Consider the following 12,225-nt stretch of genomic DNA (forward strand, 5'->3'; position numbering starts at 1 on the left):
CATCAAAGTTATAGATAGCTAAAACTTCAGAAACTAATGTATATATTAAAGCACCAAAAAACAGCAGATAATTGAATGGAGATGAGTTCAATACAACAAAAAGGGCGAATGCACTGCATAAGAAATTGATAATTAAAAAATAGCTTACTGGATTTTTAAGATGCTTAACAATAACATAAGAGCTTTCTGGCAAGATGATATTGTCATCGTCTAGAGCCATAAACTGCCGCTTACTAAGCACCCTTAAATTTTTAAGTGTCACAATTCCTATGTCTTTTTTGAGGATTGATTCTATTTCTAACCAGTTAAAGCCTTTCAGATATCTAACGTTACTAACTTCTAAGTCTTGATGAAACCTATTGTATTTTCTGATATCACCACGTCTATCTATCAGACTCTTGAACTCTTCGAGTCTGTTTTTTCTTGATGTATGACCCTCTTTAATCGCTTTGTAAGCTGTACCTAAAATACCTAGTATGGATAATAATACTGGGAAAATAATTTCTTTTAAATCGATTAGCCAACTCACTGATCTTTCTCCCAGCCCCGCACATCAATCTTACCCGTGACAGCGGCAGAAATTAAAGCCGTGCGGCGTTCTTGCATGAGTTGAATGCCTTTTTTAGCATTTAGCTCAATATCGTCAAAGCTTAATTTCAACTTCTCTATATGATTATGAATTTGCGCAATCTCATCTAAGGGAGGAACTAGCACAGGAATATTTTGAACTTGTTCAACTCTCAAATGGCTTACAGTACTTCCATGTGAGACGCTGTTAATATACCTATCAAGACAATCTGAAATTAAATAATCGAAAAGGTAGTTTGTATAGCTTTCATCATGAGCAATGAAGTTCATCATTCTCTGACCCATACAAAACTTCAAATCTTCTGGTACTAGACAAACTTCACCCGTAGGCGCTTCACGAGTGAAAAGGATAGAGCCAGCTGGCGGTACTCCTCTTTGTGTCCATATATCAAAATTCTTTTTATCTGTGTACAAAGCGCCATTAAAGTTTAACTTTTGATGCCTCACATTAGTTGTTCTAACTACAAAGTACTCACCATTTTCAAAATACTCAGGAGTCTTATTACGGCAGTCAATAATCTCACTTTCAAATTTAAGCTTTGAAACTTCCCAATGCTCAGGCACACTCCCCAACCACTCAACGCCCGAATCTTTCATTGGCGCGTCAGAATTTAAGCCTTTGGTCACCGCATGACTGATGACCGCTTGGCGCTTTTCTTTTAACAGTTGGATAAGGGTTTGCTGCTTTTCGATTAGCGTATCGATTTGGGCGGTTTCGTGGTCGAGGAAGTTGGCGATTTTGGCTTGTTCAGCTTTTGAAGGAAGTGGTACTTCAAAACTATTTAAATTTGAAGAAGTTAATTGGTTAATAGTAGCTGTAAGAAACGTCCCAGACTGATATTCAAATATTGCTGAATTAAAAACATAGGATAGATATCTATTATGTTCGCTACGAAAAATCATCATAAATGCACCAAAGGTGAGTCCTACTGCTGACTCATCAATTTCTGCATTTTTACCAATCAAAGCTCTACTACCGTTTCGTGCACAAATTAAGATATCTCCTAACTGATTCCGAAGCTTTTCAGGTATTTCTTTTTTAACATACACATTATCATCAAATGCTAGTTTCTTATTCTGAACGTTTGATGAACGAAGAACTAGAGTCCCTTTATCTTCAAATTGCACCACATCGTCAGGTGAATAAGTGAGACCAATTATCGAATCGCCTAAGTATTTTAGTTTTTTGACCTGCCAATGTGAAGGCAGACTATCAAGCCACCCCAAAGTTACCTTTTTATACTCATCATATTGCTGATACTTCGCTACTGATTCAGCCATTACGAATGCACCTCACCCAATAACTGCATAATCTCAGTGCTAACCGCATCCAAGTCCGCATCAATCTCAGCTAGCGGACGCGGTGGCTCATACACATAGAAATGACGGTTAAACGGTATCTCAAAGCCGACGATGCCAATCTCTTCATCAATGGCATCTGTCTTGTCGCTATTGATCCATGCATCAGGCACATGCGGCTGTACTTCACGGGCGAAGTAACTTTCAATCAGCTCAGTCGTCGTCAACTCAGGATTCAGCGGTACGTTTTCATAATCGCGCAAGTCGCTGTCTGTTTGGAACTCTACTATTTTGCTCTTGCTGGCAGGGTCAGTGTAGCTAAACGCTCCATAGAGCGAATTGGCAACCTTGACTGCTTTTTTGATGACGGGTTCTGCTTCAGGGTTTTTCCACGTGATGGCGTCTAGCAGCTGTTTCTTCTCTTTAGTGTCCAAGCTGACATCAGTATCTTTTAACGCCTGTTTAAACACTTTATCAAACTCATTGAAGTCATCAAATTGGCTGTCACCGATCACCGTTTGTAATGCCTTAGCTTTATTCATCAGGGCAAGCTGCGACTGCCATAGCTTAGCCGCCAGTACGTCTTTAATTTGGCTTTCTTTTAGCTCGCTAAAGTCGGCCTTAATCATTGCACGCGCTTCTAAAGTGACTGCTGATAGATCACCATAGCTATTATTATTGCTGTCAGTTGTCCAATTAGTACCAAATGCCTCATACAGTGCTGGCATGACCATATCAAAAGGCTTAGGCGCATAACGCAAGCTATCAATGGCGCTATCAGACAGCTGAGCAGACAGACGAAGTGGACGCTCAATGGTGAGACGGCGATAGCCAAACTCATGAGTGGCAAATATCTTACTGGCAAAGGTTTTGGCAGCCTCAGTCTTAGGGTTTGCCGATTGACGACCACGGTTGGATTTTACTTCCTCTGGCTTATCGAGTACGCGCGCATCGACCACCTCAAAGTTACCGAAGCTTTTGGTAATGGTTTTGATATCGTCTTCACTCATCTCATTACGCTTAGAGCCCAGTGATTTACGCATCTTGCTGTATAGATTACTACCGTCGATTAATTGCACCTTGCCACGGCGCTCATCTGCTTTCTTATTGCTGAGCACCCATACATAGGTGGCAATGCCCGTGTTATAGAACATATCGGTCGGTAGAGCGATAATAGCTTCAAGTAAATCGGCCTCTAGGATGTAGCGGCGAATCTCACTCTCACCACTACCTGCGCCGCCTGTAAATAACGGTGAGCCATTTAAGATAATACCGATACGGCTGCCTTGAGTGCTGTTTGCGCTGCTTTGATTGCTGCTATCAGTCGCTTCATTCTCACCTTGTCCCTGACTGACAATCGGACGCATCTTGCTAATCAGATGCATCAAGAACAATAGCGAACCATCAGACACGCGCGGCAAGCCCGCCCCAAAGCGACCATCAAAGCCTTTTTGTGTATGCTCGTCATTGATCTCACCTGATATCTTTTTCCAATCTACCCCAAACGGTGGGTTCGATAGCATGTAGTCAAACTTCTCAGCGACCAGTTGATCACTAGATAACGTATTGCCCAGCTTAATGTTATTCACCTCTTGCCCTTTGATCAGCATATCGGCTTTACAGATGGCATAAGACTCAGGGTTAAGCTCTTGCCCATAGGTACGCATGACCGCATCAGGGTTCAGCTCTAACACGTATTCCATACCAGAGGATAGAAAACCGCCCGTACCTGCCGTCGGGTCATAAATGGTTCGAATGATGCCGTCTTTGGTCAGCGCGTCATCATCTTCCATAAACACCAGTGAGGTGGTCAGGCGCACGATATCACGCGGAGTAAAATGCTCCCCAGCGGTTTCGTTCGAGCTCTCAGCAAAGCGGCGAATCAGCTCCTCAAACACAAAGCCCATTTCATGGTTAGAGATAGCGTCAGGGCTAAGATCCGTATTGGCGAACTTCTGCACCACTTTATACAGCAAGTTGGCATCGGCCAGTTGCCCGACAAACTCTTCAAACTTAAAATGCTCGAATATCTCACGCGCGTCTTTAGAGAAAGATTGCACGTAGGTATTAAGGTTGTCCTTAATATCGCTCTGACCCATCTTGCTCAAATCCATGGGCGAGGTATTATAAAATGCATGCTTGCTGGCACGAATGATGAACTTCTCTTGTGCTTCCTCTGGCAGACCCTTTTCAGCGATACGCTCACTCTCGGCCACTACAGCAGCTTTGGTGTCTGCTAATACGCACTCTAAGCGGCGCAGTAGTGTGAATGGCAGGATGATGCGGCCGTATTGAGATTGCTTAAAGTCACCACGTAATAGGTCAGCGACAGACCAAATGAAAGCCGCTGTTTGAGAGAAGTTTTTGGTCATGGGTTCGTCTTATTATTTGTTGGGCAGGGATATAGGATATAGATCGTGTGTCAACGATGAGGTACTACCCCATTCTAGACAAAATATAACCATCATAAGGGTATTCGACATTACTCGGCAAGTCTGAATATGAGATTTGTAGCAGTAAGTAAGAAGATCAACTTTTCATTGACCTTTATTCAATTCAATCAATAGACTAGGAGCCACAGTAAAAGCCACTAGCACAATGCAAAAGAGATGTAAAGAAAACGTGCACTATTTGCGCCTATTTTGTATGCCTGTAGGTGCTTTTCATCTTAATGAGTCAAAACGTTTGACATTTTCTTTGACATTTTTAGTATATATTTTACTACATCCCTTGTCATATAATAATCTTAGACAATAATTATTTTGACATTTTCTTTGACAAATTAGGGTTATCTATTATGGCAGAGCAGTCTAAAGAGTGGATTGATGATGGCACACTTAGAGTCATGACTTATCGGTCTGGATCATTTACGTTTACGTTGGGCAGCTTACCCGATGAAGCCCTATTAAATCGTATTGATGATGCCCAACTACGTTTCAATAAAACACCAAAAGCCGCAAAAATTATAGACCAAATTCAAGAAAAGGTTTTGGTGAGTAGTGTTTACAGCACAAATACCATTGAAGGTGGAGAATTTAGCGAAGAAGAAACGGGTGATATTTTACATGCGAACCCGAAAGAGATTCAGAAATCAGCCGAAAAACGATTGTTTAATCTAAAAGATGCTTTGCTATGGGTCAATAAACAACGTAATCCAAAGTTTGAGCCTACACAAGGTAGAGCATTTTCATTAGCAGATATCACACACCTGCATGCTTTAGTATCGCAAGGCTTAGATGAGGGACATAACCCAGTCGGACAATTTAGAGATAATGAAAAATGGCAAAAAACCTATGTCGGTAATGCAGAACATGGAGGGCGTTATCAGCCTCCTAAATGCCTTGAAGATATTGAGTACCTATTACAAGCTTGGATTGAATGGCTAAATAGCCCTGCTATTATTAACCAGCATGTCATTATTCGAGCCAGTCTGGCTCATTACTATTTTGAGCTTATCCATCCCTTTTGGGATGGCAATGGTAGAACGGGTCGATTGATTGAGATGTTGATATACGAGCAATCAGGATATAGGCTGTCATCATCGGCCATATGGCATTACTATCAAAAAAACATTCATGAATACTTCGCTTTATTTAACCATTGTCGTAAGCAAGCCAAAGCTAAAAAAGAGAGGCCAAACCAACCTTTTATTGATTTTGTAATGGCTGGCATGCTACAAACTATTAATGATCTACATGATCAATGTAATCAGCTGATTGGTTTTTTACTGTATCAAGGTAGTTTAAATAATGCCAAGTTTAATAAGAATATCTCTGAAAGACAGTTTAATACTATTATGGTCATGATGGGGCTTAATGATATATATACCCCTGCTGCATTATTGCGTAATCCACAAATCAAAGCGCTGTATAGTAACCGTACAGAAAGAACCTTTTATAGAGACATAGCGTCTTTAATAGACGAAGGCTTTCTGTTTGAGCAAGATGGAAAACTGCTTTTAGCGATTTAAGAGAGCTTTTGAACGTATAGGTGCTTCTAAGCGCAATACAAAGCTTATACTTTCAATTCAAATGATTAAACGCGCAGCTTTCTGTGAATATGCGTGTAAAGTGTGCAATGTTGGCTAATGCTCATTTAACTGGGGTTTTAGCTTGATTGACATTACCATTATCCATTGATATATTTAAGTTGTCTGAGCAAGCCCCTGAATAGTTATCAGGGATTGGTTGCTCAGACATTTTTATGTCTTTAAGTTGTGCCAACCTATACATAAATTCTGATCTTTAGCGATAACGAAATGTTGTTAAATCTGTTGTTAAATTAATTTACAACAATCTCTCAAGCACTGATAACAGAGACTTATAGCTTTATGATTGACTCCCGCCGAGCGCACCAATCATTATGTTCCAGCCTTGCTCCACCCTTCTTTAGTATTACCCCAAATTGCTCATACTTATCAAACATACTTCAATATGTTTGCGGCTTTTCTGTGCCCATATACTTCTCAATCTCTCACCTATATAAAAAATTATTCTGCGTCTTGCAAGTTAGCAGTCAACTGAGCGCGACTAGGCACACGGTGGTAATTAATCACAGGAACATCTCCCAAACGACGTTGACCAACGTCTATTTTTTTATCAATGGTAATCATCGCGATTTTTTTGTCTTGCTTACTGAGCAATAAATGATTCGCTTTACGGTTTACTCGATAATCAGGGAAATACTGCTTCAATAATGCTGAGGTTTTTTGTAGGCTATCATTAATAGGTTTATTCGCCTTTGCATTCATTTTGTGGCTATGTTTGTGGCTATATTTTTCGCCCGCTTTAGCACCACGCGCCTTTGCCAACATCCATAAGACTGCGATAACGGCAAACAGTATGACAAGCCACCAAATTCCATCTATCATAAGAAAAAACATCCATCATTAGCAAGGGTTGGCTCATGTTAGCAGAATTATCACCAGCGTTAATAGTAGAAGTAGAACTTGCTACTAAGTTATTGAAATCGAAACAGCGTATTTGCATTTTGACAGGGGCAGGCATTTCTGCAGAAAGCGGTATCCCAACGTTTCGAGACAAGCAAACAGGATTGTGGGAGAACTATGGCGTAGAAGATTTAGCCACGCCAGATGCGTTCATCCGTGATCCGAAGCTAGTATGGTCATGGTATCAATGGCGCCGGCAAGTGGTCTCCGATAAAACGCCAAATCCAGCACATGATGCCTTAGCACAGTGGCAGTATCATGCTCAGTCCTCCGAGCAGCAAGTGACACTTATCACCCAAAATGTTGATGACTTGCACGAGCAAGCTGGTAGTACCGTGACCCATTTACATGGCAATCTGTGGTGCAATCGTTGTAGTCAATGCGAGATGCCCTATCCAAATCAAGCAAGGAACTCATATAGCGGCGAAAATACGCTTAGCTTTGATGAAACACTGATGACCTGTAGGTATTGCGATGGATATATCAGGCCAGACATCGTATGGTTTGGTGAAGCGTTACCTATAGATGAGTGGCAAACAGCTGAAACTGCTGCGACTAACTGCGAGGTATTTATTAGTATTGGCACATCAAGTCTCGTCTACCCCGCTGCTGGACTATCGCAGTTAGCCAAACAGAATGCCGCCAAAATTATCGAGATAAACCCAGACCCGACGCCGAATACACTCGTTGATATAACGTTAGCAGAAAAAGCGGGCATCATTCTGCCACTATTAATACAAGAGATTACTGCGCTATAGCCGTAACGATATGACTGATACTGACATCCGATATGAAATAGAGCTAAGTATTATGTCGTATGATGATTCCATTGAATAAAAGTGTCCTAGTAGCATAATAAAAAAGGCTTAACGATTTATATAAACCATTAAGCCTTGGATAATAAAAACTAATCATAGTTGATTTACTGTAGTGCCAGATCCACTTTCGCTAGATATGCTGCTTTTAACTCATCATCTATAAATGACGATCTAAACGAATTCTTTACTAAAGTAACGATATCATCTTCTGTTAACGGTAAGTTTTCACAGATATTTATAAAGTTTTGATTGATATAGCCTTTGAAATACGCTGGATCATCAGAATTGACACTGATATTCAGACCATAATCTAGCAGCTCTTTTATATTGTGTTCTTTATAATTCCCGAAGACCTTGAGTTCAATATTAGAGTTCGGGCAAACGGTCAGCGGCATTTGCTCATCTTTAAGTCTTTGCATCAGCTCTGGGCTTTTTATAGACTGCACGCCATGATCTATTCTATTAATGTTCAATAAATCCAATGCTTCGTAGATATAAGAAAAATCGGCCTCTTCGCCAGCATGTGCGACCAATTTAAAGCCCGCTTCTTCTGCCATTTTAAAGACATCTTTGAACTTTGAAGGAGGGTTTCCCAATTCTGAAGAATCAAGACCGACACCGATAATGTCATCTTTAAATGCCATTGCTTCTTCTAGCGTTTTAGAAGCTTCTTCTTGTGATAAATGTCTCAAAAAGCACATGATAATGCAAGAAGTGATGCCGTATTTTTCCTTAGCATCCGCGAGTGCTTCTTTGATACCCGTAATTACCGCTTCAAAAGGCACGCCTCTTTCGGTATGGGTTTGTGGATCAAAGAATATCTCTGTGTGAATGACATTGTCTTCAACACACTTCAGAATGTATTCCCATGTTAAATCATAGAAGTCATCTTTGGTGATAAGGACGTTTGCGCCTGCATAGTAGATATCCAAAAACGTTTGCAGATTAGTGAAGTTATAGGCATTACGCACGTCTTCTATGTCTTTATACGGAATTTCTATCTGGTTTTTTTTTGCCAATCTAAACATCAGCTCAGGCTCTAATGAGCCCTCGATATGTAAGTGCAGTTCAGCTTTCGGTAGTTTCTGTATTAAATCAATCATAGTGTTCCAGTAGTGACTTTTTATATTAGGGTGTTATCAAGAAAGGCTTTTATAAATGCGGTATTTGTATATATGCTTAAGTTATATCTCAATCGCTCTCTTTCTAGAAACGCTATTATATTTCAATTGAGGCTGAAACCATAGAGAAGCGATAAAATCTAAAAAAACGGCTATCAGATACGATGATAAACATTACTTTAAAAACACCACAGTATCAGACAACTCATTACCCGCTGGATCATGCTCAAGATGATAATACTGACGCATTACTTGTCCCACTTCATCCAATAATTCAGCCAAACTTTCTTCTGTTTTTTGATTGGCAATACCTGATACGGCTTTGTCGCACATCGCGCGCCAAACAGTTGGGCTAACGTGAGCACTGATACCACGATCCGCCACGATCTCTAGCTGATGCTCGCAAACATTGACATAGATTAAAACACCTGTATTTTCTTCAGTATCCCAAACGCGATATTCACTAAACAAATCAATCGCACGTGCGCGGCAGCCAACATGGTAAGCGTCCTGAATAGGCAGATGGTTTTCTACAATCAAAAACACCTCACCGCGATGCCCACGCTCTGCTTGTGTTACCTTTTCTGTAAGACGAGCTTTGGCATCTTCTGTTAGCCACTTACTATGCAAGAGAGGGACAAACAAAACTTGACGCCACCAGCGGGCAAAACTGGGATTTGAAGTGTTGTTTTCTGCCATTGTATTATTTCCTCAAGTACGTCATTGCTAATGGGGATTTAGTATCTGTTCTTATCAAGAGCTCTAGTTTTATCAAGAGTTCTAGCCAGCGTCTACCATGATCCGCCAGCACCACCGCCGCCAAATCCACCACCGCCACCGCCAAAGCCGCCGCCACCGAATCCACCACCGCCAAAGCCGCTACTACCACCGCCCATACCAGGCAGGAATATCATGCCACCGCGTTTACGACCACCGCCAGAGCCACCTTTACCGCCACCGCCGCCACGTGAAATCAAAAATAGCCATAAAAATATTGCCATAATCACAGTCATGAAAAAGCCACCACCCAATGCGAGTGAGCCAGCAAAGAAGCCACCTGTCGTCAGGATAGAGCCAAACACACGACCAAAGATATTGGTAATAAAGCTACCGAATATCATCGCCATGATAAATAAGAAAATAGGCGACGGCACTTCGTCAGATCCCTGCTGTGTACTACGTTCGGCTGCTTGCGCATCAGCACGAGCCAATACCTCAGGATCAGCAGTCAAGCGCGCCTTTAACGCTCCAACACCTGCCAGTATCCCAGCACCATAGTCATTTTGCTTAAACAACGGCGTGATATCTTCACGAATAATCCGGCTGACCGCAGCGTCTGGTAACACACCCTCTAATCCGTAACCTGTCAAAACATACATATCACGGTCATTAACAGCGACCACCATCAGTAATCCATCATCGATATCTTCATTACCTAACTGCCACTTTTCAGCCACTTCTAATGCGTAATCAAATATGGGTACACCATTCGTGGTAGGAACAATCACCACTGCGGCTTGGGCAAAACCTTGCTGATAAATACTTCTAAGCTGTGCCTCTAATCGCTGTTTTTCTTGCGGGTTTAAGATATTGGCTTGGTCAACCACGGGCGAGTTCAGTATCAGCTTATCAGCATCGACACTCTCTGCATTTGACTGTATTGGTGCTTGAGCGGTTGGCTGCGAGCTTGATGTCGCTTCATCATTAGCCACATTAGGATTAATCGCCTCGTTGCCAAGGACGGCATCATTGATAGCGTCATTACCCAACACGGCATCGTTGATAGCTTCATTGGACTCACCTGCCTTGGCAAGTGCCACCAAATCCTCGACACTACGATCTTGCAAGCTCGACGTACTATTGGTCGCGGCAACTGTATCGTTAGGCGCAGCGTGTAGCATAGGCGCACCACTGACGCTGAGTGTGAGCAGTAATACTGATAAGATTGCTTTTGAATGATTCATCTAATCTATACCACCTCAAATGACATCTGTACTATAGTCAGTTTCATATAAATTGGTTATGGCATCAGGCGCGCTCAGTCTACCATCTGTAGTACTATTACTCGCCTGCTCTATATCCAAATTACCTTTAACTAACTGTAAATTGATAGGTATTCATACTTATCAATACCTTTAAAATAAATCTGGCCGACTACTCTACACGAATAGAGCCGCTAACACGTTTCTATCGATAGCTTCATTCAATGTGCTTTACTGAGCACTCGCTGCATCGTCATCACCAAAATCAACAGTCGGCGCCGTTGAGATAGCTTCTTCATTCGCCACGCTAAAGTTTGGCTTGGTATCCATACCAAATACTTTGGCCGTAATATTGGTTGGGAACTGGCGCACCGTCGTATTATACGATTGTACTTCTTGAATATAACGGTTACGCGCGACCGTAATACGGTTTTCAGTCCCTTCTAATTGAGCTTGCAAATCTTGGAACAATGCATCTGATTTTAGCTCAGGATATCGCTCAGACACGGCCATTAGACGTGATAGCGCACCAGTCATCTGTTCTTGCGCAGCAGCATAACGCTCCATCGCTTCTGGGTCATTGAGCACTTCTGCCGTTACCGTGATACCACCAGCACGTGAGCGAGCTTCTGCCACCTGAGTGAATACTTCTTGCTCTTGCTCTGCATACTGCTGTACCACTTTGACTAGGTTTGGCACCAAATCAGCACGGCGCTGGTATTGGTTGACCACTTCTGACCACGATGCTGTCACTTGCTCATCTTGCGCCTGCAGGTTGTTATAGCCACAGCCGCTTAGACCAACGGTAGAAGTCGCTAATACGGCTGCCAACATAATGGGTTTTACAATTGATTGACGCTTCATCGTTGTTTCTCCTGATAATGGTAAATAACAAAATACTTAGTAACACGTTTTTTAATAATTTTTGAGTACTTTTTAATAATTTTTGGATACTGACTTTGAATGCTTACACAGCTCTATATTGCTTATATAACCTTACAAAGACTGATAAAGGCATTGCTAGCGTAGTCGTTATCATACCCCTGTTTATGTACCTCTATCTATAAAATGTCATATCGTCTTCTGCAAGGTATTCTAGCAATGATGATGCCATCACGGCATATTTACAATTCATGATTACCAAAACACAACCGCTATATGTTTTCGCTCGTTTGCTTCTATTACTGATTATCGAACGATAACATCCCTCAAACACCCCGTAAACCCCGCCAAAAATATGACATTTCTACGAGTTTACCCTTTGCTTTCCTGTGGATTTTACAGCCAATCACAGAGACTATTTATTTACAATTCGTCAATATGTCTTTATTCCAAAATTCGAAACTTACAGAATGACGAAACATATGATGTTTTATGCTTGTTTATGACCCTATTCAACTCATCAAATATACATACATATAGTTATATAAAAAGAAAATTCTAGTAATTGGTACAAAAATATGGCAAAT

At 41.4% G+C, this 12,225-nt stretch carries 10 protein-coding genes; 2 read left to right on the forward strand and 8 right to left on the reverse strand.

The window, feature by feature from the left end; translation table 11 throughout:
• The 3 genes from ACZW67_RS06705 to ACZW67_RS06715 all read right to left on the reverse strand — a co-directional run.
• Positions 1-529: hypothetical protein (locus ACZW67_RS06705; RefSeq protein ID WP_465182638.1), on the reverse strand; the 529-nt coding region annotated here is incomplete at its 3' end.
• Positions 526-1,869 carry a restriction endonuclease subunit S gene (locus ACZW67_RS06710; RefSeq protein ID WP_465182639.1) on the reverse strand — a complete coding sequence of 448 codons (1,344 nt, stop codon included), beginning with the start codon at positions 1,867-1,869 and terminating at the stop codon, positions 526-528. The genes ACZW67_RS06705 and ACZW67_RS06710, both read right to left, overlap by 4 nt.
• A complete protein-coding gene (locus ACZW67_RS06715; RefSeq protein ID WP_465182640.1) occupies positions 1,869-4,259 on the reverse strand; it encodes a type I restriction-modification system subunit M in 2,391 nt (796 codons plus the stop codon). Before ACZW67_RS06715 ends, ACZW67_RS06710 begins: the two co-directional genes overlap by 1 nt.
• A 425-nt stretch (positions 4,260-4,684) precedes the next feature.
• Between ACZW67_RS06715 and ACZW67_RS06720 the strand changes: the two genes are divergently transcribed.
• Positions 4,685-5,857 (forward strand): Fic family protein, encoded by a 1,173-nt coding sequence (locus tag ACZW67_RS06720; RefSeq protein WP_465182641.1) that lies wholly within the window; start codon positions 4,685-4,687, stop codon positions 5,855-5,857.
• A 519-nt stretch (positions 5,858-6,376) separates the two neighbouring features.
• Here the strand turns inward: ACZW67_RS06720 and ACZW67_RS06725 are convergent.
• Complete coding sequence (locus ACZW67_RS06725) at positions 6,377-6,757, reverse strand: hypothetical protein (protein WP_465182642.1); 381 nt, start codon at positions 6,755-6,757, stop codon at positions 6,377-6,379.
• A gap of 35 nt (positions 6,758-6,792) precedes the next feature.
• Between ACZW67_RS06725 and ACZW67_RS06730 the strand changes: the two genes are divergently transcribed.
• Positions 6,793-7,593, forward strand: coding sequence for an NAD-dependent deacylase (locus ACZW67_RS06730; RefSeq protein ID WP_465182643.1), 801 nt, complete (start codon positions 6,793-6,795; stop codon positions 7,591-7,593).
• Positions 7,594-7,757: 164 nt separating this feature from the next.
• Here the strand turns inward: ACZW67_RS06730 and ACZW67_RS06735 are convergent, their stop codons facing one another.
• The 4 genes from ACZW67_RS06735 to ACZW67_RS06750 form a co-directional block, all read right to left on the reverse strand.
• Positions 7,758-8,756, reverse strand: coding sequence for an adenosine deaminase (locus ACZW67_RS06735; RefSeq protein ID WP_465182644.1), 999 nt, complete (start codon positions 8,754-8,756; stop codon positions 7,758-7,760).
• 192 nt (positions 8,757-8,948) lie between these two features.
• Positions 8,949-9,473 carry a TPM domain-containing protein gene (locus tag ACZW67_RS06740; protein WP_197217931.1) on the reverse strand — a complete coding sequence of 175 codons (525 nt, stop codon included), beginning with the start codon at positions 9,471-9,473 and terminating at the stop codon, positions 8,949-8,951.
• Positions 9,474-9,565: 92 nt separating this feature from the next.
• Positions 9,566-10,738 carry a TPM domain-containing protein gene (locus tag ACZW67_RS06745; protein WP_465182645.1) on the reverse strand — a complete coding sequence of 391 codons (1,173 nt, stop codon included), beginning with the start codon at positions 10,736-10,738 and terminating at the stop codon, positions 9,566-9,568.
• Between the two features lie 249 nt (positions 10,739-10,987).
• Positions 10,988-11,620: a LemA family protein gene (locus tag ACZW67_RS06750; protein ID WP_197102369.1), complete on the reverse strand. Its 633-nt coding sequence runs from the start codon at positions 11,618-11,620 to the stop codon at positions 10,988-10,990.
• Positions 11,621-12,225 lie beyond the last annotated feature (605 nt).

Source organism: Psychrobacter sp. TPE 89C (genome assembly GCF_055522395.1).